Source organism: Mesorhizobium sp. WSM3864 (assembly GCF_002294955.1).
Lineage (GTDB): Bacteria > Pseudomonadota > Alphaproteobacteria > Rhizobiales > Rhizobiaceae > Mesorhizobium.
The window spans coordinates 366,230-387,865 of sequence record NZ_NSGD01000002.1 but is presented as its reverse complement, the minus strand read 5'-3'; the positions used below and the strand labels follow the sequence as shown (position 1 = coordinate 387,865).

The window sequence follows — 21,636 nt, the reverse complement described above, 5'->3', positions numbered from 1 at the left end:
GGCATGAATTTCCTGGTCACCGGTGGCGCCGGCTTCATCGGCTCGGCCGTCTGCCGGCATCTGTGCGCCAACCCGGCCCACCGCGTCACCAATCTCGACAAACTGACCTATGCCGGCAACCTCGCTTCGCTTAGGCCGATCGAGAATGCGCATAATTACCGTTTCGAGCAGGCCGATATCTGCGACGAGCGAGCGGTGCTTGAGATTTTGCGCCGCGACGACATCGACATCGTCATGAACCTCGCCGCCGAGAGCCATGTCGACCGCTCGATCGACGGCCCCGGCGCCTTCATCGAGACCAACATCGTTGGCACCTACCGCATCCTGAACGCCGCGCTCGACTACTGGCGCGGGCTGTCGGGGGAGCGTAAGGCCGGCTTCCGCTTCCATCATGTCTCGACCGACGAGGTGTTCGGCGACCTGCCCTTCGACGGCGGCATGTTCGTCGAGGAGACGCCCTATGCGCCGTCCTCGCCCTATTCGGCGTCCAAAGCCGCTTCCGACCATCTGGTGCGCGCCTGGCATGAGACCTACGGCCTGCCGGTGGTGCTTTCCAACTGCTCGAACAATTACGGCCCTTACCATTTCCCCGAAAAGCTCATCCCGTTGGTCATCCTCAACGCGCTCGACGAGAAGCCGCTGCCGGTTTACGGCGCCGGCGCCAATGTGCGCGACTGGCTGTTCGTCGAGGACCACGCGCGGGCACTGGAACTGGTGGCGACGAAAGGGCGGCCGGGCGAGAGCTACAATGTCGGCGGCAACTCCGAGCGCACCAATCTCGGCGTCGTCGAGACGATCTGCGATCTTCTCGATCTGAGGCGCCCGCGCGCCGGCGGCAAGAGCTACCGCGACCTGATCACCTTCGTCACCGACCGCCCCGGTCATGACCGCCGCTACGCGATCGACGCCTCCAAGATCGCGCGCGATCTCGGCTGGGCGCCGCGGGAGAATTTCGACAGCGGCCTGGCGAGGACGGTCGATTGGTATCTCGACAACAAATGGTGGTGGGCCCCGATCCGCGAGCAGCGCTACAATGGCGAGCGGCTGGGCCAGGGTCCAATGGAAAACGGCCCGATCGAGAACGGCCCGATGGAAGACGCGGCGATCGAAAACAGCCCGGTCAGGAAGGGCGGAAACGGGAAGGCCGAGAGCAGGGAGGGCGCCGCATGAGGCTTGCCGTCACCGGACGCGAGGGCCAGGTTGCCGCCAGCCTGATAGAGCGGGGCAGCAAGGATGTCGAGGTCGTTGCGGTCGGCCGGCCGGCGCTCGACCTGGCGCGTCCCGAGACGGTGTTTGCGGCGCTGGCAGCGGCAAGGCCCGACATCGTGGTTTCGGCCGCGGCCTATACGAATGTCGACCAGGCCGAGGACGAGAAGGAATTGGCCTTCGCGGTCAACGCCATCGGCGCCGGCAAGGTGGCCGAGGCGGCAGCAGAGCTCGGCGTTCCCGTCATCCATTTGTCGACCGACTATGTCTTCGACGGCGCCAAGGACGAGGCCTATGTCGAGACCGACGCGACCGCCCCGCTCGGCGTCTACGGCGCCTCCAAACTCGCCGGCGAAAAGGCCGTGGCGGCCGCCAACCCGCGCCACCTCATCCTGCGCACCGCCTGGGTCTACAGCCCGTTCGGCAAGAACTTCGTCAAGACGATGCTGAGGCTGGCTAGCGACCGCGACGAGATTTCGGTCGTCGCCGACCAATGGGGCAATCCGACCTCGGCGCTCGACATCGCCGACGCCATCCTGCACGCGGCGGCGAGGCTGCGACACGACAAGAATTTCGCCGCCTTCGGTGTCTACCATCTGACAGGCAGCGGCGAGACCAACTGGAGCGGCTTTGCCCGTCACATCCTCGACACAAGCCGGGCGTTTGGTGGCTCGTATGCGCGCGTGCGCGATATCGCGACAGTGGATTATCCAACCAAGGCAAGGCGGCCGGCCAACTCGCGGCTGTCGAGCGTGAAGTTTGCGGGGGTGTTTGGGTGGACGGCGCCGGAGTGGCGGGTCGCGGTGGAAAGCGTGGTTCGCCGGCTGGGGGGCGGCGAGACGAAACAGGCATTGAGTGCATGAACGAAAATCCGTCCCCCGAGCAATTGCACGGCGCGAAGCCGCAGCCGGCCGATCAAGTCGTGCCGAAGAAGCGCGCAGGTGCCAAGCCGGCGAATACCAAGTCAGCGAGGGCCAGGCCGGCTAAGCGCACCTGCATCATGGTGCTCGGCATGCATCGTTCGGGCACGAGCGCGCTGACGAGGGCGATCAGCCTGCTGGGGGCGGAACTGCCGAAGAATTTGCTGGGGGCGAATCCCTCAAATCCCGCCGGACATTGGGAGCCGCAACGCCTGATCGAACTGCACGACCAGATGCTCGCCGAGGTCGGCAGTAGTTGGGACGATTGGCGCTCGTTCGACGTCAATGACCTTGGGACTGCGCGCCTGCAATTCTACAAGGCCGAGATCGCTAGGATAGTCGACGAGGAATATGGCAGCGCCTCGCTTTTCGTCCTGAAGGAGCCCCGTATTTCGCGCTTCGTGCCGCTCTATGCGGAAGTTCTCGAACGAATGCATGTCGAAGTTCGCTACACGCTGGTCTCGCGCAATCCGTTGGCCGTGATCGCCTCACTGAAGAACCGGGACGGATTTACGGCAGGCTTCAGTTCTCTTCTTTGGCTTCGCCATGAACTGGATGCCGAGCGCGCGACGCGGGGACAGCCCCGCATCTTCTTGTCCTATGAAGGTTTGCTCGACGATTGGCGCTCGGGGATCCAGGGGATTACAAATTCTCTTTTCATCGACTGGCCACGCCCCCCAACGGAGTGGAAGACGCTACTCGCTGAGCATTTCTCGGCGGATCATCGACATTTTGCCGCAAGTGCGGACTTGCTCCAAGCCGATCCGCGGATTGTAGACTGGGTCAAAGATGCCTATGCGGCTTTGACAGTCCTGAAATCCGACGATGCTGACGCAGTTGCGCTCGAGAATCTTTATCGCATCAAGGCCGAGTTCGACGCCATGTCACCAATTTTCGGGGAAGCGTTCTTTCCCGAAATTGATGCGCGTCTTAGATTGCTGAATCAAGAAAGGGTTGCACAAAAGCAATTGGCTGAACAGCGTGACGCCGAGGTTACCAAGCTTACGTCGGAATACGAGCAAAAGCCCTTGGAAGCTCAAATTCAGGCTGAGCAATTGGTGTCCGAAAAAGCTGAACTGCAGCGCTTGAAAGGAGAGGCGAGAAATATATCGCGGAAACTTCTAGAAGCGCAAATCCTTATTGATGAGCAAAATCACGAAATACAGGCCCTTCAGGCGGAAAGGCGAGCGTTCGAGACCCAGTCCAACGAACCGTCCAACTTTGTACCGGACAGCGATGTTAATTCGCCGTCCTACCAAGCCTTTTCAAAGGAGCCAGAAAAGCAAGAGGCAGTAAGTGTATTTACCGACGAAGCTAAGCTTATTGCGTTTTACCTCCCTCAATTCCATCGAGTAAATGAGAATTCTGAATGGTGGGGGCCGGGTTTCACTGAGTGGACGAATGTGGCTCGCGCGACTCCAAATTTCGCCAGTCATAGCCAACCAAAGATACCACGCGATCTCGGGTACTACGACCTTACTCACCCTGGTGTTATGCGTGAGCAGGTAGAGCTAGCAAAACTCTATGGACTGCATGGGTTTTGTTTTTACCACTATTGGTTTAGCGGTAGAAGGATTCTAGAAAAACCGGTTGAACTTTTTATAAAGAGCGACATAAATTTCAGATTCTGTCTGTGTTGGGCTAACGAAAATTGGACCCGCGCTTGGGATGGCGATACAAAAAACATCTTGCTGCACCAGAAATACGCTGAGGGCGACGCCGAAGCATTCATCGATGGAATGATTGCTTACTTTAATGACCACAGGTACATCAAGATCAACGGGGCACCGCTGTTAGTGGTCTATCGAGCGAAGGACATACCCGATCCTAAGCGTTGGTTTTCGATATGGCGAGATCGCGTTGTCGCTCATGGATTTCCTGGTATCCACATCAGCGTGGTGGATTTTTACGATATATCTACACCTCAGGAAGTTGAAGCTGACTCTCTAGTTGAATTCCCACCTCATAAGTTTAACGGGCCTCAGAATCATCCCTCTGAATTTCCTTCTATGACGAATCCGAATTTCTCTGGCGGCATAGTTGACTATCGCAAGATGATCGCCCAAAGCGCCAATCGCCCAAGGCAATCCTTCGCTATGTTCAGAGGCATTATTCCAGGCTGGGACAATACGGCTCGCCGACAAAACAACCCAACCATAGTTATTAATTCAACTCCTAAGCTTTACAGCGCATGGCTTCGTTTCTTGCGCTTTCAAGCTCGGCAAGACCATCCCGATCCGGACAGCCGCTTTATATTCATAAACGCTTGGAATGAATGGGGTGAGGGGTGCTATCTGGAGCCCGACCAGCGATGGGGGCTCTCATATTTGGAGGAGACACTTCGCGGCAAGTACTTTGATGAAGGCACCGAGCCCGTTGGTATTGATGCTGCCCGGTCTCGTCTGTTCGACGAGATCGTTGCGCAAACGGAACATCAGGAAGTTCCCGGCGCGTCATTGCCGAAAGAGGCGCTCGCAACCATCGTTCCTCCCAGCCAAATGGCAGTAAGAACATCAACTATCCTGCGTAGCTGGCCCATATTGCATTCGGCCGCTAGATACGTCTACCGCCGTTGGCATGAGAAGGCGCGCAGTTACCATGGATAAGGTGGCGATTGTAGCTCATTTTGACCCAAACGATTCCGTAGAGACTAATATTTTAGATTTGCTGGTTTGTCTTTCAACTACGTTCGATCGTACGGTTCTGGTAACGACTAGCAAAATCGAGCCTGATTTAGTGGAAGGCTTCCCGAATCTTACGGTAATAACTCGTCCAAATTTCGGATATGATTTCTACAGTTATCGTGTCGGGCTGACGTTCGCCCTGGAAAATTGGCAGATTGGAAGCGCGTTACTGGTAAATTCCAGCTTTGCGATCTTGTCTCGCGATACCTTTTGTAATGCCTTGAGAAGGATGTTGGAGCTGATCGATAGCCACGACGTTGTTGGGGCGACTGAGTCGCTGCAATTCTCGTGGCACATTCAATCATATTTGATGCTCTTGGGGCCGTGCATTCTGGAGCAGGCTTGGTTCCGTGCATTCCTTGGGAGCATAGAGCCGACGAGTTCGAAATTTGACACGATCGCGAGATTTGAGCTTGGGCTGTCCGTTGGGTTGAAGCGCAACAACGCCAAAGTCACAACCTTGCTTCGACCAGACCTGGTAAAGCTCGGCAGCGCCGACGATTACTGGGTCCATGACAGCGAAGAAAAATATGTGGCCGCCCAATCTTCTGTTTCCAACGTCCACTCTCTGCCGCAGAAATTTAACCCGGTGCACCACTTGGCGGGGCTTATCGCGCGCCAACTAGGTTACGTCAAGTTTGAGGTGTTGAGGGACAATCCCCACAAGGTCGATCTGTCGTTTGTCGACAAACTTTGCGAACCAAGTCGCCTTGGCGAGATGCAGGAAATGGTTGGCCGTAGCCGTCTAAACTATAATCGAGGAACTGACAACCTTTCCGCCCTTAAATCAGATAGTGGGCCTATTCCGTCGTTCAAGCTTGCGCGCTGGCGCCGAACGAATGCTGGGGGAGTTGGTGTCGCAGTAGTCTTGCATCTGTACTATGCGGAAATGATTCCTGACATATACCGCTTCTTGAAGAATATCGTTTTGCCGTTCGATCTCCATGTTACGACACCGTTTGAAGGCGATGCTACGGAGATATTTTCGATTTTTTCCAAGTTGGCCCAGAGCGTTTCGATCTACTGCTCGGAGAATCGAGGTCGCGATATCGGTCCATTCGTTTCGATCTATCGCAGTGGTGTGCTGGATCGGTATGATGCCGTCCTAAAAATGCATTCCAAAAAGAGCACCTACAGCACTAACGGCTCCTTTTGGAGGGATCGGTTATATCAATCGGTCGCTGGTGATTCCCTAACGGTCCTACGGTCCGTGGATCTGATCAAGTCCGGTAAGGTCGGCATAGTCGGCCCGCACCGTTACTACCTTAGCAATGATCGTTTCTGGGGCGCTAACCGCGAAACGATGCGCCGACTGCTGAGCGAGATGGCTGCGGTCGACTCCGGGGAGGACCTAGAGCTGGGCTTCTTCGCTGGTTCAATGTTTTGGTTCGCGCCGAGAGCGTTGGAGCCGTTGAAGGATATTCCCGAAGCAAGTCTGACTTTCGAACATGAAGACGGTCAGCAAGATGGCACACTAGCGCATGCCATAGAAAGGATCTTTTGCCAGGTCGCACGCAGCCAGGGCTTCACCTCGTCTAGCGTCATTCTCGGTGGGAGCGATATCCGAGGACACTCGTCAGTCGATAACGATGTCCCAGTACTGTAGCGGAATAGGTGAGAAGCGAAATGCTAGAGACGTCAATGCCGATCACTTTTGAGAATTTTGACGAGGAGGGATATCTTCAATCCAATCCGGATGTGGCCGCAGCTGTACGAGAGGGTCGGCTTTCAAGTGGGCGTTACCATTTTGAGATTATTGGACATACGGAGAGCAGGCGGATTATTCGGACCGGTGCGATTTTAACTGCCAGAAATAGGAAGATGTCCCGCTTAGCTGACTTGCTGCAGTGGGACGGAACCCCGGATCGGCTTTCCAACGGTGGTTATAATTGTTTGCCGGATGATTTAGCTGAAATTGCGGGGGTGGTACCAACTGACTCGGTATCTCAGCATGATTACGTAGAGTCCGTCAAAAATAGAATCGATACGAATCAAGACAAACTTTTCTTGGATGCGGGGGCCGGGTTTAGACCCGTATATTATGACAACGTTGTAAATTTGGAAATTGTCCCGTATGCCACAACTGATGTTCTTGCGATTCTGGAGAAGATGCCTTTTAAAGATAACTCATTCGACTTCGTAATTTCAAATGCCGTATTGGAACACGTCAGGGATCCCTTTTCAGCGGCGCGTGAAATGACACGTGTGCTTAAACCTGGCGGAGAAATGTTCGTCCACGTGCCATTCCTGCAACCGTACCACGGATATCCTCATCATTACTACAACATGACGAAGGATGGGGTTCGCAATCTCTTCAAAGAAGACGTCGAAGTTATAAGCCATACAGTACCCTTCTATTTCCACCCAGTTTGGGTCGCTAGCTGGTTTCTTAGTTCATGGGCGAACGGATTGTCAGGAGAAACAAAGAGTTCCTTCGAGAAATTGACGGTGCAGGACCTTATCGGCTTTGGGGTTAAAGACATGAAAAGACCGTTTGTTTGTGAGCTGAACGAAGGCAAACAATTTGAGTTGGCGTCAGGCACATTTCTAATAGCCAAGAAAAAATGAATAATATTATGGTATTGGCACTATCACTGATCCGCCGCGAGGTTGCTGGCCGCTACCGAGGCTCAACACTTGGGCTTTTGTGGTCGTTGCTCAATCCTCTGTTTATGTTGGCTGTTTACACGTTTGTTTTTGGAGTTGTTATGAAGTCGCGCTGGACGACACCGGACCAGCAAAGCGCCACGCATTCAACTGGCGAGTTTGCCGTTGTCCTGTTTTGCGGGTTGATCGTCTTTCAGTTTTTCGCGGAAGTGATTTCAATGGCGCCAGGGTTGATCGTGGGTAACGCCAACTACGTTAAAAAGATCGTCTTCCCGATACAGATGCTGCCGGTGGTTTCGGTAGGCGCGGCGTTGTTTCATGCGGCTGTTAGTCTGGTGGTGCTGCTTGTCTTCGCCTATGTGGTTTTCGGTAGTGTTCCGCTTACGGTGTTTCTTGCACCTGTGGTGTTCGCGCCGTTTGTCGTGATGGTGCTCGGTGTAGCGTGGACGTTGGCGTCGATCGGTGTCTACTTCCGCGATATGAGCCAGATCGTGTCGCCGTTGGTGACGGCGACGATGTTTCTCTCTCCGGTTTTCTTCCAGAGGACTGCTCTGCCGTCTTGGCTACGGCCTTGGCTTTCGCTCAACCCTCTTGCAATCCCGGTAGAGAGTTTCCGCAACGTGGTTCTCTTTGGCGTGGCGCCGGATTGGCCGGCGCTGGGTTATTATTCCCTTGTGGCGATCGCAGTTGCCTTGCTTGGTTATCAATTCTTCCAGAAGACCCGCAGGGGCTTTGCCGATGTCCTCTGATAGGGCCGGCTTCCGGGGTTCGGGCGTTGCCATCCGCGTGCGCGACGTCTCGAAACATTATGTCATGTTCGAGCGGCCGGAGGATCGTTTCAAGCAGATGGTGGTGCCCCGTCTTGAGCGCCTGATTGGCCGCCCGCCTCGCCGCTATTTTCGCGATTTCGCGGCTCTATCGGGTGTCTCGTTGGAGATCGGACGTGGCGAGACGGTCGGCATCATCGGCCGCAACGGGTCTGGGAAGTCGACGCTGTTGCAGATCATCTGCGGTACGCTACAGCCGACCAGCGGCTCTGTCGAGGTCAATGGCCGCATCGCCGCTTTACTGGAACTCGGCGCTGGCTTCAATCCGGAGTTCACCGGTCGCGAAAACGTTTTTCTCAACGCCTCAATCCTTGGTGTCCCACGCAAGGAGATGGAGTGGCGTTTCGACGATATCGCGCGCTTTGCCGACATTGGCTCCTTCATCGACCAGCCGGTCAAGACCTATTCGTCGGGCATGTATGTGCGGCTGGCATTTGCTACGGCGATCAATGTCGACCCGGACATCTTGGTCGTGGATGAAGCGCTTGCAGTGGGCGACGAAGCCTTTCAGCGCAAATGCTTTGCTCGTATCGAGCAGATCAAGGATAACGGCGGCACTATCCTCTTCGTGAGCCACGGGGCCCAGACCATCGTGCAACTGTGCTCGAGAGCGATTCTAATGGATGCAGGTGAACTCATTCTGCAGGGCCGACCTAAAACGATAGTGGCGCAGTATCAGCGCCTAGTCAACGCGAGCCCAGAGGCCGCCAGCGAGATCCGAACGAGTATAGTCGAGGCGGCTGGGATCCTGAGGGCGTCCGACCAGAATCAAGAACTCAATAGGGCTGCAATCTCCGGAGGATCGGGGACTGAAGCAGGAGTTGGCGAAGTCACAAGCGGAGAGCGTATCGACCGTCACCAGGATAGGACAACAGGAGTTCTGAAATACGCTGATTACTTCGATCCGGCACTGACTCCGCAATCGACGGTGTATTTGGAGGAGCGGGGTGCTCGCATTGAAGACGCTCGCATTTTGACCATGTCCGGCGAGCGAGTGAACGTGCTGCAACTGGGAAAGCGTTACATTTTTGAGTATCTTGTTAGCTTCTCGGTCGATGCCAACAATGTCGGATTTGGGATGTTTGTTAAGACTTTGAATGGCACCGGATTGGGGGGGGCCAATTCCAAGAGCGATATCGGTCTACAAATAAAATCGGTATCAAGAGGTTCCATTCGCCGTGTTCGGTACGAGTTCGGGTGTGGATTTCTTCCTGGTGCCTATGCGGTAAATTGTGGCGTGACTGGTTCTGTGGCCGGAGATGGCTTTGTTATGCATAGAATTATAGATGCAGAACTTTTTCGTGTCGCAGCGGAGCCGAATATGATTGGCACCGGCTTTTTTAACATTGACCCTATGTTGACAGTTTCGGCTGAGAGCGAATTTGGTGCAAAAGCATAGCTAAGATGCTCGAAACTTTTTTTAAACGGCTTCGCTCTGGTCAAAGCTTCTCAGAAACGCGCCCGGTGACGCAAGCGGGAACGCAAAATTACGAGAACGTCTCGGTCGTATTCGTCTGTCAGGCCGGTGAGTGGGAAATTAAGGCATTGCTGCTCGCAGCGTCGCTCCGCCGGTGGTGCGGAAATGCGATAGAACTCATTGCCTGCGTCCCAGGACCGACGGAGGTGTGGGGTGAACTACGTGCCGAGACGAAACTCCAACTGAAGCTCTTAGGAGCCCGGCAGCAGTCGATCGTCAATGCCTGGGGCAGGGAATTTTCTCATGCTAATAAAATAAGTTGTCTGCGTGTGCCGGTGGCTCGTCCCACTATGGCATTTTTGGACTCTGACATTTTGTGTCTGGGCGAACCGGATTTTAGCCATCCAGGAAAGGATCGTATACGAATCAAGTTAGCCGATGCCGCGCCTTTTGAGAATGATGTCGAGGTATGGAAGAGGATATATGCGGTTTGCGGGTTAGATTTTCCGGATTATCGATATCCAATGACTGCAACAACCCAGTATACGTTGCCATTTTTTAATAGCGGAGTGATGGTTGTCGAGAGTTCGTTTGCGAAGAAACTTGCCGACGAATGGGAGCGCCTGAGTGCCGTAATAAGATTGGCGGACAACCTTCCGGATAGGCGCCTGTGGAGTGATCAACTCGGCCTTGCCGTCGCCTTTCAAAACCTCGGTATCAAACCACAAGTGATGGATTTTAGACAAAACCATCCGACGCATCTAATGCCGTTATCGCTGTTTCCAGACGTTCGACTATCACATTATCATTGGCCGACGGTTTTGCGGGAGGAACCCAAGTTAGTTGCCGAATTGAAGTATTATGTTGGCGCGTCTGCTGAGGTCCGCAAGGTGATTGAGGCCAACTCTGAGTGGTCAGGGATTCTAGGGTCGAGAAAACGTACTGGTGGCAGAGAGAATGTTCAACCCAACACCTTGCTCATAACGGGAATTTCGAGGAGCGGCACCAGCTATCTGTGCCAACTCGTTGATACCTTAAGTAATGCCATGGCGTTGAACGAAACGCCAGAATTGGTGACCAGTCTGCTAGGTCAGGGACCCGCCTGGGGTCTTGCCACCTATTTGCGACGAATCCGCAGATTGGTTGCTGAAGGGCGGCCTATAACCAACAAGGTATGGAATGGAAGTGTCATTAACGACACTGCAGTGCGCGACGAGCTTTCAACATACGTCCCCCCCGTGGACAACGAGGATTTTACACTCGCTGCCAAGAATACATTTGCCTTTCTTTCCAGTTTGCCACGTATCCGCCGCGTTCTGCCCGAGGCACGCATCGCGGTGTGCGTTCGCAATCCGATCGACACTATAGCGTCTTGGAAGGCCAGCTTCCCGCATTTGCTTAATGCAGACACCAGTGTACGACCGGTTGGAAATGCAAACGATCCATGGATTTCGCCAGCCCGCAGTGCGGAACTGCGTTCGATCGCGGAGACTGAGAATTTGGCCAACAGGCGTGCCATGCTGTGGCGCTACCTTGCTGAACGCATACTCGAAGATCGTGGAAATCATGTGCTGGTGAAGTACGAGGATTTGGTTGTCGATCCCCCGGCACAGTTACGCCGGATCCTCGGTAACTGGGATGCTGGTACGCCAAGTCAACCCATCACGTCTGGGCGTGCGCGCTCCAAACGTCATGTTTTGGATGAGGAGGATCTTATTGCGATATCTACAATTTGCGCCGATGTGGCCGCAGAATTGGGCGTTTGGGAACGCAGTTAAAGCTCGGGTCGCGGACCAGGACAAATGGAATTGGAAATGAAGCTGCGATAAATTGCAGCGGCAAAGGACACAGGCATCCCTGCGCGAAGTTATTTCCGGCTACGCAGTACTGTTGTCCAGGATGTCGATCGAGACCCTCTCGCACTCCCCAAAAAACCCCTAGCTCTCCCCCCAACTCCGCGCTAATGCCATAATCGGTGAACGGGGTTGGGGATTTGCAATCTGGAGTGGCGGGTGGACGGTGTTCTGTCCCGCGCCGTTCTGGTAATATTTCCCGCGCCTGGAGTTCAGTACTACCCAATGACCGCCTATGTAGAAGCCGTATCGGGCCTCCGACCGAAGATGCGGCGCGCCATCATCATGGTCCAGGACCTCGTCATGGTCCTGATCGCGGTGGCGCTCAGCCTCACGCTCTCGCAGTCGCGGCTTTCCTTCGATGCGTTCTCCTCCGGCGGGCTGGCTTGCTGGGCGCTCATCGTGCTCCTCGCCCATCTCCTGTTTCGCACTTGCGGCCTCTACAGCACCGTCTGGCGCTTTGCCTCAACGCCCGACTTCTTCAACATCCTGAAGGGCTGCGGCAGCCTGACGGTGGTTCTCTATCTGGCCTCGATTGCCTACCGCTCCTTTTTCCAGCCGGTCGCCGGTCTCAACGAGCGCCAGTTCATCGTCTTCTTCCTGGTCTCCTTCACCATCATTTCGGCACCCAGGCTCTACTATCGCTTCCTGCGCGACGGCGCGTCCTGGCGCATCCTGCGCCGCGCCGCCGGCGATGCGTCGATCAAGCAGGCGCTGTTCATCGGCCGGCTGAGCGAGGCCGACGTGATCGTCCGCTTCACCCGCACGGCGGTGCCGGCCGAATATGCCATTGCCGGCATCATGGCCACGGAAGCCGACGCGCCGCTCGGCACGCAGATCCAGGGCGTTCCGGTCGTGGCGCTGCGGCCGCGTCTGGTCGAGGTGCTGGAAGAATATGTCAAGGGCACGGAAAACCTCGACCTCCTGATCTTCGGCAAGGGAGTCGAGCGCGAGATCGAGGACTATGCCGAGCTGGTCCGCGTCGCCCGCCACAGCGGCATCGCCGTCGTCCAGTTCTCCGGTCTTTCGGAACTGGGGCAGGGCGGCAAGCTGGTTCTCGATGCCGTCGAGATGGAAACCATCATGCGCCGCTCGGCGGTCGCCACCGACATCGCGCGCATCGGCGCCTTCGTCGGCGGCAAGCGCGTGCTGGTCACCGGCGGGGCCGGCTCCATCGGCCGTGTGCTGGTCAAGCGCGCGCTGGAGCTCGGCGCCGAGGCGGTGCTGGTGGCCGACAATTCCGAGTTCGGCATCTTCCAGCTCGATCAGATCATCGACGAGAAAGACCGCGACCGGCTGGCAAGCCGCATCGTCGATGTCACCGACCGGCCGCACATGATGCGCCTCGTCAGCGAGTTCAAACCCGCGATCATCTTTCACGCCGCGGCGCTGAAGCATGTGCCGCTGCTGGAAGAGAACTGGGAAGCGGCGATCGAAACGAATGTCTTCGGCACGCTCGCCTGCGCCGAGGTCGCGGCCGAATGCGGGGTGCCGCAGTTCCTGCTGATTTCCAGCGACAAGGCCGTCGACCCGAGCTCGGTGCTTGGCGTCACCAAGCGCGCGGCCGAGCAGATCGTCTCCTCGCTGCATGAGACGCACGCCGCGCCGTCGCCTTTCCCTGCCGGCGGGCTGAACGGCCGCCATGCCGGCGTCCCAACTGTGCATCGTCCCGGCACCAAGTTCATCGCCGTGCGCTTCGGCAACGTCTTCGGCTCCAACGGCTCGGTGGCGACCATCTTCCAGGCGCAGATCGAGGCCGGCGGGCCGGTCACCATCACCGACCGGCGCATGACGCGCTATTTCATGACGGTGGCCGAGGCCGTCGATCTTGTCATCATGTCGGCCGCCGATGCCGAGCGGCGCCAGGGCAGGGACGACTACGCCATCTACATGCTCGACATGGGCAAGCCCGTGCCGATCCTCGAAGTCGCCGAAACCATGATCCGCATGGCCGGCAAAAGCCCCTATACCGACATTCCGATCCGCTTCACCGGCATCAGGCCCGGCGAGAAGCTGCACGAGGCGCTGCATGGCGAAGGCGAGGAGGTCGTCAAGCTCGACATCGCTAAGATCTTCGGCCTCAGGACCGACGTCGTGGAGTGGCGGAGGATCGAGGCCGCGCTGCTGGAGCTGGTGGCCGCGATACGGGACCAGGACAAGGCCGCGGCGCTCGCGATCCTGGCCGGGCTCAACCGGGCAGGGCAAGGCATTGGCGGCGCGCCCGAGCGGGCGGTGCCGAAGGCGGCTGGACAGATCGGTTAGGCCTGTGCCGCCCTCCCGCAATTGGCTATTGAAGCCTGTTCGAATGCCCTGCGGGTTCTGAAGCAGTGACCGGAAAAGATCAGCGCGTGGCCGTTCTCATGGGCACGAGGGATGGCGCCGCCTTTATCGGCGAGCAGTTGCAGTCCTTGCTCGACCAGTCGTGGCCCCATGTCGATCTCTGGGTTTCCGACGACGGCTCGACGGACGCCACCCTCGCGATCCTCGATGCGTGGCGGTCCCGCTGGAACAAGGGCTCCCTTACCGTGGTGCAGGGACCGCGAAACGGCTTCGCAGCCAACTTCCGCTCGATGATCATCGAGCCGCGCGTCGATGCCGATTACTACGCCTTTTGCGACCAGGACGATGTCTGGGAGCCGGACCGGCTGGAGAGCGCCATTCGCTGGATGGAGAAAGAGGATATGGCAATGCCGCTGCTGTTCTGCTCGCGCACGGCGACCATTTCGGAGACCGGCGTCCCGGCGGGCCATTCGCCGCTGTTCCGCCGCCCGCCATCCTTCCGCAACGCCCTGGTGCAGAGCATCGCCGGCGGCAACACCATGCTCTTCAACCGCGCGGCGCGCGACCTCCTGGCGAAGGCATCGGCAAGAGCCGAATTCGTCAGCCATGACTGGTGGGCCTATCTCGTCGTGACCGCCGCCGGCGGCAAGGTCCGCTACGAGCCGCGGCCGCTGGTCAGATACCGGCAGCACGGGGCGAACCTGGTTGGCGCCAACGTCTCGTGGAAGGCGAGGCTTTCGAGGCTCGGGCGGCTGTTCCAGGGCCAGTTCGCCACCTGGACGGACAGCAATCTCAGAGGCCTTGCCGCCAACCGCGACCTCGTCACACGCGATGCAGCACGTTGCCTTCGCCTCTTCATCAGGGCGCGCAAGGGCAATGCTATCAGGCGCTTCAGCCTGCTCGGCAAAAGCGGCGTCTACCGGCAGACCCTGATGGGCACGCTCGGCCTCTACCTTGCCTTTCTTTGGCGGCGGATCTGAGCCGTGACGGCAAAGCGGGCTTTCGACCTGACTATCGCGGCCGTCATGCTGGCGGTTACGTCGCCCGTTGTGCTGATCGCTATGCTGGCGGTCAGGGCGACATCGCCCGGGCCGGCCATCTTTTCGCAGCCGCGCGTCGGGCGGGGCGGCGCCGTCTTTGCCTGCCACAAGCTGCGCACCATGCATCGCAACACCCCGTCCTTGCCAACGCACGAGGCGCCTGCCGGGTCGGTCACCGCGGTGGGCAGGGTGCTGCGCTCGACCAAGATCGATGAGCTGCCGCAGCTCTGGAATGTGCTCAAGGGCGAGATGAGCCTTGTCGGTCCCCGTCCATGCCTGCCGACGCAAACGGAGCTGATCGGCTACCGGCAGCGGCTGGGCGTGCTCTCGGCGCTTCCGGGCATCACCGGGCTGGCGCAGATCAAGGGCATCGACATGTCCGATCCGAAACTCTGCGCCGAGACCGACGCAGCCTATCTGAAGGCCGCTTCGATCGGCCGCGACCTCAGAATATTGCTGGGGACATTCTACCGGGCCTGAGCGGCCTCCCTTCGCGCCAGTTCCTCGAGCCGGCCGAGCGTATCGGTTTCCGGCATCCAACCTTCCGCGGCCAGCAGCGACGGATCGCAGATCTGGGTCGCGGTCAAGGCTTGCCATGATGCCTGCCTGCCGAGCAGCCTTGCCGCCAGCCGCAGCGGCATCCCAGGCATGGGAAAAAGCCGCGGCGGACGGCCGAAACCACGCCGGAACGCGGCAATGATTTCGGACGTCGCAAGAGGGGCGGCGTTGCCCGCGACATAGGCCGGGTAGAGCGGTCCCGGACGGCTGACAAGGTGCAGCACCGCGCCCGCCGCGGTGTCGGACGCGATCAGAGAGCGCACACCCGCCAGCACGCCGGTCGGCAGCGGCAGGGCGGTGTCGGCAAGCCGCATCAGCGCTGCCATGTTGCCCCTCATGCCCTCGCCATAGACGGGCGGCAGGCGCAGCGCCGTGGCATCCGGGCGACCGGCGTAAGCCTCGATCATCCTGATCTCGCCGTCGCGTTTGGAGCGGCCATAGGCGCATTGCGGGGCAGGGGGCGTCGCCTCGTTGATCGTGCCGCTGAAGCCGGGACCGGCGACGGCCCGGATCGAGGAGAGAAAGATGAAGCGCCCGCCGCAACGTGCGGCCGCGGCCTTGGCCAGCCGCGCGGTCAGCGTCGCATTGGCGGCCTGGTAGTCGGCGTCGCTGGCGTTCCGATCGTTGTTCAGCGCCGCGCAGTGGACGACATGGCTCACCTCGCGCATCAGCGCCAGGAAGGCGTCGTCCGGCGCATCGGCGCCGGGCAGCGCAAAGACATCGCCCGCAGCCTGCAGTCGTTCTGGCCGGCGGGACGCAATGCGTATGTCGAAGCCGGCCTGACGCAGCCGGCCGGTCACCTGGCGCCCGATCAGCCCCGTCGCCCCGGTGACCAGGACCTTCATGTTCGCCGGCCGGCAGCCGAAGGAATGGCTGCGCTCTTGCCGGTCGGCGGCACCGTTCGTCCGCAAGCCAGGTAGGTTCCCGAAACCAGGAACACCATCAGCGTCGAATCGAGAAGGTCCTGGCCGACCAGGATACCGGTCAGCCCGCCTATGAGATAGGTGACGACGGTGACGATGATCATCGTTGCGCCGAACCGTTCCGCTGGGCCGGCGCTGCGGCGCAGCGCTCTTGCCGCGTTCCAGGCCGCGACGACGAAGATCGCCGCCAAGGCGAACGCCCCTAACAAACCGGCCTGCACCGCCGCGGTCAGAAAACCGTTGTGGTAATGGTTGTAGCCTGCGTCCATGCCGAATTGATCGTGAAAACCCTGTTTCATCAGCGCCCGGCTGCCTGTGATGCCATGTCCGAAAATCGGAGCCTCGTGAAACGCGTTCGTGCCGATCTCCCACATCGCCACCCGCAGCCCAAGCGCCGTCGTATGGTCGTTCTTGGTGGTGAGCGCATCCAAGTCGCTGAAAAGGAAGTCAGCGCGATTGGCAATGACGGGAAACGCGATCGCGGCGAGCAGCAGGCAGGCGCCGCCGGCAATCAGCGCAATGCGCGCAAGTTTCAACCCGCTGAGCCGGCGCCGGTTGATCGAGAGCACGGCGATGCCCGCAAGCAGCAGCACCAGCCAGATGATGCGGGAGCCCGAATAAAGCACCGCCAAGTTGCCCGCAAGCGCAGCGAGGGTCAGCAGCTTCCAGCGCTTCTCGATCCCCGACAGCGCGCCTGCGAGGCTCATCGCCGCGGCCAGGCAGGTCACCGTCGCGAATACGATGGCATTCCCGGCACCCCCTTCGGCCCTGGTGCCGATCCAGTAATACTGAACGACGGCGAGGAGCAGCGCGCCGAAACATGCCGCGGCGCTCGCCAGTACGACGATGCGCACAAGCACGGTCTTTTCCGTGATGCTCCAGGTCGAATAGGAGATCGGAAAGAAGAGGAAAGTGATCAGCGGCAGGAACAACCGCAGATCCGCCGCCAGCGTGCCGTTGACGATCGAAGCAAGGACGATGGCCGCGCAATAGGCACAGATCGCCACCGTCATGGCCACCATCGACCGGTCGATGTTGAACTGCCGCCGTTTGATGGCGAGCAGAACCACGGACCAGAGCGCGCCGCCGTTGAAAACGAAGCTGACCACCGATCCCAGCACCGGCGGCGAGAAGAAGCAGACGATCGAGAAATAGATGTTGATCTGTGTCGGCGTGAGATGGCGCCGAAGCGATGTAAACGGGTTCAATGCCTTGCTTCGCAATCTTCCAGGTTGTGCGCAGACCCGCCGGAGTACCGAACAATTGGCCTTGACCGATCCCGTTCTGCCGCGCCTCGCCCGCTCCCGCGCCGGTATAGCGGCTGGCTCCGATCTCCGATAGGGCGACCGAAGGATGCCCAGCCAAAAATCGGCGGCGTGGACGAAAGCTCTTGGAAGTCAACCTAGCCGATCGAAGCAAATAGGTTTGTTCAGCCCCTTTCAATTGCTCGGCTTGTCTGGGAGAATTTTCCGACTTATCAAGCTCACTTGGAAAATTCATTCCCAAAGCGCTGTGCCCGGCGCGGGTCTTGCATTGTTATGGGCGATGGCGATCTGCTAGAACGCCCGCGACAAGTGTCCAGGGCTTGACGGGCTGTTTTAGCAAACCGCGCCAATCGCCTGCTGCAAGGCCTGGCCGGCACGAAAGAACGCTCAATAGCTTATGAATATCGCGCTCACCCATCTGCAGCGGCTAGAGGCCGAATCCATCCACATCTTCCGTGAGGTTGCGGCCTCTTTCGCCAAGCCGGTGATGCTCTATTCGGTCGGCAAGGATTCCTCGGTGCTGATGCATCTGGCGATGAAGGCCTTCTATCCCGCCAAGCCGCCATTTCCCTTCCTGCATGTCGACACGACCTGGAAGTTCCGTGAGATGATCGCCTTTCGCGATCAGATGGCGCAGAAGCTCGGCTTCGACCTGCTTGTTCATGTCAACGAAGACGGGGTGCGCGACGGCATCAACCCCTTCGATCACGGCTCGAACACCCACACCCATGTGATGAAGACGGTGGCGCTGCGCCAGGCGCTCGACAAATACGGCTTCGACGCAGCCTTCGGCGGCGCCCGTCGCGACGAGGAGAAGTCGCGCGCCAAGGAGCGCATCTTTTCCTTCCGCAATGCCCAGCATGCCTGGGATCCCAAGAACCAGCGGCCGGAAATGTGGAAGATCTTCAACACCCGGATCGCGCCGGGTGAATCGATCCGCGTCTTTCCCCTGTCCAACTGGACCGAGCTCGACATTTGGCAGTATATCTTGCAGGAGAACATCCCGATCGTGCCGCTCTATTTCGCCAAGGAGCGGCCGGTCGTCGAACGCGACGGCATGCTCATCATGAAGGACGATGACCGCATGCAACTGCGCCCCGGCGAGAAGATCGAGAACCGTCTCGTGCGCTTCCGCACGCTGGGCTGCTATCCGCTGACGGGCGCCATAGAATCGGATGCCGACACGCTCGAAGCCATCGTCGGCGAGATGCTGACCGCCCGCACCTCCGAGCGCCAGGGCCGCCTCATCGACCGCGACGAGGCAGGTTCCATGGAAAAGAAGAAGCGCGAGGGGTATTTCTGAGCATGCGCCACATCCTGGCCAAGAGCCTCGCCCCGACCGATTCGATCCGCGACTACATGGCCGCGCAGGAGAAGAAGTCGCTGCTGCGCTTTCTCACCTGCGGCTCGGTCGACGACGGCAAGTCGACGCTGATCGGCCGGCTGCTGTCCGATACCAAGCAGATTTTCGAGGACCAGCTCGCCGCGTTGGAGAACGATTCTCGCAAGCACGGCACCACCGGCGACGACATCGACTTCGCGCTGCTCGTCGACGGGCTGGAGGCCGAGCGCGAGCAGGGCATCACAATCGACGTCGCCTACCGCTTCTTCGCCACCCCGAAGCGCAAGTTCATCGTCGCCGACACACCCGGCCATGAGCAATACACGCGCAACATGGCGACGGGCGCTTCGACCGCCGACCTCGCCATCGTGCTCATCGATGCGCGCCAGGGCGTGCTGCGCCAGACGCGGCGCCATTCGATCATCGCCTCGCTGCTCGGCATTCGTCACATCGTCCTTGCCGTCAACAAGATCGACCTCGTCGGCTTCGACAAGACCGTGTTCGACCGGATCGTCGCCGACTACGGCGACTTCGCGCAAAGCCTGGGCTTCAACAGTATCGTGCCGATTCCGATGTCGGCGCGCTTCGGCGACAATGTCACCAGCCGCTCGGAGCGCACGCCCTGGTATTCCGGGCCGTCGCTTATCGAGCATCTGGAAACCGTGTCCGTCGACGAGGCCGCGATCGAATTGCCGTTCCGCTTTCCCGTCCAGTATGTGAACCGTCCCAACCTCGATTTTCGCGGCTTTGCCGGAACCATTGCATCCGGTTCCGTTTCCAAAGGCGACGAGGTCGTGGTCGCCAAGTCGGGCAGGGCCTCCCGGGTCAAGCGCATCGTCGCGCATGGCGGCGACCTTGAGCAGGCTGTTGCCGGCCAGGCCATCACGCTCGTCCTCGAGGACGAGGTCGAGGTTTCGCGCGGCAACATGCTGGTATCGCCGGCCGCACGTCCGCAGGTCGCCGACCAGTTCGCCGCCAATCTGGTCTGGTTCGACGAGCAGGCCCTGCTGCCCGGCCGGTCCTATATCCTGCGCACCGAAACCGATCAGGTGAGCGCGACCGTCACCGATCTGAAATACCGCGTCAACGTCAACGATTTCGCGCATGAGGCTGCGAAGTCTCTCGACCTCAACGAGGTCGGGGTGTGCAACCTGTCGACCCGGGCGCCGATCGCCTTCGATCCCTTCGCCGAGAACCGCACGACCGGCGCCTTCATCCTGATCGACCGCATCAGCAACGCCACCGTCGGCGCCGGCATGATCCTGCATTCGCTGCGCCGCGCCGAAAATATTCATTGGCAATCGCTCGACGTCGGCAAGCGCGGCCGCTCCGACCTGAAAAACCAGCGCCCGGCGGTGTTCTGGTTCACCGGTCTGTCCGGTTCCGGCAAGTCGACCATCGCAAATCTTTTCGAGAGGAAGCTGTTCGCGTCCGGCCGCCACACCTACATCCTCGACGGCGACAATGTCCGCCACGGCCTCAACCGCGATCTCGGCTTCACCGACGCGGATCGGGTCGAAAACATCCGCCGCGTCGCCGAAGTGGCCAAGCTGATGGCCGATGCGGGCCTGATCGTCATCGTCTCGTTCATTTCGCCCTTCAGCGCCGAGCGGCGCATGGCGCGCGAGCTGATGGGCGAGGGGGAATTCGTAGAGGTGTTCGTCGACACGCCGTTCGAGGAATGCGCCCGCCGCGACCCGAAGGGCCTTTACGCCCGCGCCTTGAGCGGCGAGATCAAGAACTTCACCGGCGTCGATTCTCCCTACGAGACGCCGGAGAACCCCGAGATCCACCTCAAGACTCTCGGCAGGACGCCCGAGGAGATGGCGGAAGCGTTGGAACACTGGCTGACGGAGCGCGACGTTGCCGAAGAGCAGTATGACGATGGCGGCGGCATCTGACGACGCGGCAATGCTTGGCGTGTTCGAGCGCCTCGCGCTCGATGCCGGCCGCGCGGTGATGCGCGTTTTCCACGAAGGCTGCGCCGTCGCCAGCAAGTCCGACTCTTCGCCGGTGACGGAAGCCGATCGCGAAAGCGAAAAGATTATCCTGGCCGGCCTGCGCGCCGCTTATCCGGACATCCCTTGCGTCGCCGAGGAGGAGGTTGCGGCGGGTATTGCCACGCCCGACCTCGACGGCGCCTTCTTCCTCGTCGATCCGCTCGACGGCACCAAGGAATTCGTCAACCGCCGCACCGATTTCACCGTCAACATTGCGCTGGTGCGCCACGGCGTGCCGGAAGTCGGCGTCGTGTTCGCGCCTTGCACAGGACGTTTCTTCTCCGGTCGGCCGGGGACGGCGGAAGCGATCGACGTTGACGGCGACTATCGTGTCGCCGGCCGTCGGCCAGTCACCGTGCGGGCAGGCGGCACGCCGCTCGCTGTCGTCGCCAGCCGCTCGCACAACACGCCGGAAACCGAAGCCTTCATTCGCGATCTCGGCGCCACCGAAATCGTCTCGATAGGCTCGTCGCTGAAATTCTGCCTGCTCGCCGCCGCCGAGGCCGACGTTTATCCGCGCTTCGGTCGCACCATGGAATGGGATACGGCGGCCGGCGATGCGGTGCTGCGCGCCGCCGGCGGCATGACCCGCACGCTGGACGGCCAGCCGCTCCTCTACGGCAAACGCAACCAGGCCACTGACACGGATTTCGCCAACCCGTACTTCATTGCGACGGGGAAGGGCGTGGAGGCTTAATCTCCTCCTGAAGGGGG

16 protein-coding genes are annotated in these 21,636 nt (G+C 59.4%); 14 read left to right on the top strand and 2 right to left on the bottom strand.

Features of this window, described 5'->3' with window-relative positions:
* Nucleotides 1-3 precede the first annotated feature (3 nt).
* From rfbB to CK215_RS06025, 11 genes are all read left to right on the top strand, one after another.
* Nucleotides 4-1,170 (top strand): dTDP-glucose 4,6-dehydratase, encoded by a 1,167-nt coding sequence (rfbB, locus tag CK215_RS06075; protein WP_245418639.1) that lies wholly within the window; start codon nt 4-6, stop codon nt 1,168-1,170.
* Nucleotides 1,167-2,069 (top strand): dTDP-4-dehydrorhamnose reductase, encoded by a 903-nt coding sequence (gene rfbD, locus CK215_RS06070; protein WP_095830403.1) that lies wholly within the window; start codon nt 1,167-1,169, stop codon nt 2,067-2,069. The genes rfbB and rfbD overlap by 4 nt, the downstream gene beginning before the upstream one ends.
* Complete coding sequence (locus CK215_RS31600) at nt 2,066-4,732, top strand: glycoside hydrolase family 99-like domain-containing protein (RefSeq protein ID WP_210201666.1); 2,667 nt, start codon at nt 2,066-2,068, stop codon at nt 4,730-4,732. The genes rfbD and CK215_RS31600 overlap by 4 nt, the downstream gene beginning before the upstream one ends.
* Nucleotides 4,725-6,416 carry a rhamnan synthesis F family protein gene (locus CK215_RS06060; RefSeq protein ID WP_170950235.1) on the top strand — a complete coding sequence of 564 codons (1,692 nt, stop codon included), beginning with the start codon at nt 4,725-4,727 and terminating at the stop codon, nt 6,414-6,416. Before CK215_RS31600 ends, CK215_RS06060 begins: the two co-directional genes overlap by 8 nt.
* Before the next feature lie 35 nt (nt 6,417-6,451).
* Nucleotides 6,452-7,378 carry a class I SAM-dependent methyltransferase gene (locus tag CK215_RS06055; RefSeq protein ID WP_170950234.1) on the top strand — a complete coding sequence of 309 codons (927 nt, stop codon included), beginning with the start codon at nt 6,452-6,454 and terminating at the stop codon, nt 7,376-7,378.
* On the top strand, nt 7,375-8,166 hold the full coding sequence (locus CK215_RS06050) for an ABC transporter permease (RefSeq protein ID WP_095830400.1): 792 nt from the start codon (nt 7,375-7,377) through the stop codon (nt 8,164-8,166). The genes CK215_RS06055 and CK215_RS06050 overlap by 4 nt, the downstream gene beginning before the upstream one ends.
* Nucleotides 8,156-9,643, top strand: coding sequence for an ABC transporter ATP-binding protein (locus CK215_RS06045; RefSeq protein ID WP_095830399.1), 1,488 nt, complete (start codon nt 8,156-8,158; stop codon nt 9,641-9,643). Before CK215_RS06050 ends, CK215_RS06045 begins: the two co-directional genes overlap by 11 nt.
* A 5-nt stretch (nt 9,644-9,648) precedes the next feature.
* Nucleotides 9,649-11,439 carry a sulfotransferase gene (locus CK215_RS06040; RefSeq protein WP_095830398.1) on the top strand — a complete coding sequence of 597 codons (1,791 nt, stop codon included), beginning with the start codon at nt 9,649-9,651 and terminating at the stop codon, nt 11,437-11,439.
* Nucleotides 11,440-11,739: 300 nt separating this feature from the next.
* The gene (locus CK215_RS06035) at nt 11,740-13,776 is read left to right on the top strand and encodes a nucleoside-diphosphate sugar epimerase/dehydratase (RefSeq protein WP_170950233.1); all 2,037 of its coding nucleotides are present in this window, start codon (nt 11,740-11,742) and stop codon (nt 13,774-13,776) included.
* An 86-nt stretch (nt 13,777-13,862) separates the two neighbouring features.
* Complete coding sequence (locus tag CK215_RS06030) at nt 13,863-14,774, top strand: glycosyltransferase family 2 protein (protein ID WP_245418616.1); 912 nt, start codon at nt 13,863-13,865, stop codon at nt 14,772-14,774.
* A 45-nt stretch (nt 14,775-14,819) separates the two neighbouring features.
* Nucleotides 14,820-15,314, top strand: coding sequence for a sugar transferase (locus tag CK215_RS06025; protein ID WP_095830593.1), 495 nt, complete (start codon nt 14,820-14,822; stop codon nt 15,312-15,314).
* Here CK215_RS06025 and CK215_RS06020 read toward each other — a convergent pair.
* Both CK215_RS06020 and CK215_RS06015 read right to left on the bottom strand, forming a co-directional pair.
* Nucleotides 15,302-16,237: an NAD-dependent epimerase/dehydratase family protein gene (locus CK215_RS06020; RefSeq protein ID WP_095830396.1), complete on the bottom strand. Its 936-nt coding sequence runs from the start codon at nt 16,235-16,237 to the stop codon at nt 15,302-15,304. The genes CK215_RS06025 and CK215_RS06020 overlap by 13 nt on opposite strands.
* Complete coding sequence (locus tag CK215_RS06015; RefSeq protein ID WP_095830395.1) at nt 16,234-17,523, bottom strand: O-antigen ligase; 1,290 nt, start codon at nt 17,521-17,523, stop codon at nt 16,234-16,236. Before CK215_RS06015 ends, CK215_RS06020 begins: the two co-directional genes overlap by 4 nt.
* A gap of 454 nt (nt 17,524-17,977) precedes the next feature.
* Here CK215_RS06015 and cysD point away from each other — a divergent pair, with 454 nt between their 5' ends.
* The 3 genes from cysD to cysQ are packed head-to-tail and all read left to right on the top strand — an operon-like array spanning nt 17,978 to nt 21,619.
* The gene (gene cysD, locus CK215_RS06010; protein ID WP_066997810.1) at nt 17,978-18,883 is read left to right on the top strand and encodes a sulfate adenylyltransferase subunit CysD; all 906 of its coding nucleotides are present in this window, start codon (nt 17,978-17,980) and stop codon (nt 18,881-18,883) included.
* Nucleotides 18,884-18,885: 2 nt separating this feature from the next.
* Entirely contained in the window at nt 18,886-20,823 is a 1,938-nt protein-coding gene (gene cysN, locus CK215_RS06005; RefSeq protein ID WP_066997807.1) for a sulfate adenylyltransferase subunit CysN, read from the top strand.
* A 10-nt stretch (nt 20,824-20,833) separates the two neighbouring features.
* Nucleotides 20,834-21,619 carry a 3'(2'),5'-bisphosphate nucleotidase CysQ gene (gene cysQ / locus CK215_RS06000; RefSeq protein ID WP_170950252.1) on the top strand — a complete coding sequence of 262 codons (786 nt, stop codon included), beginning with the start codon at nt 20,834-20,836 and terminating at the stop codon, nt 21,617-21,619.
* Nucleotides 21,620-21,636 lie beyond the last annotated feature (17 nt).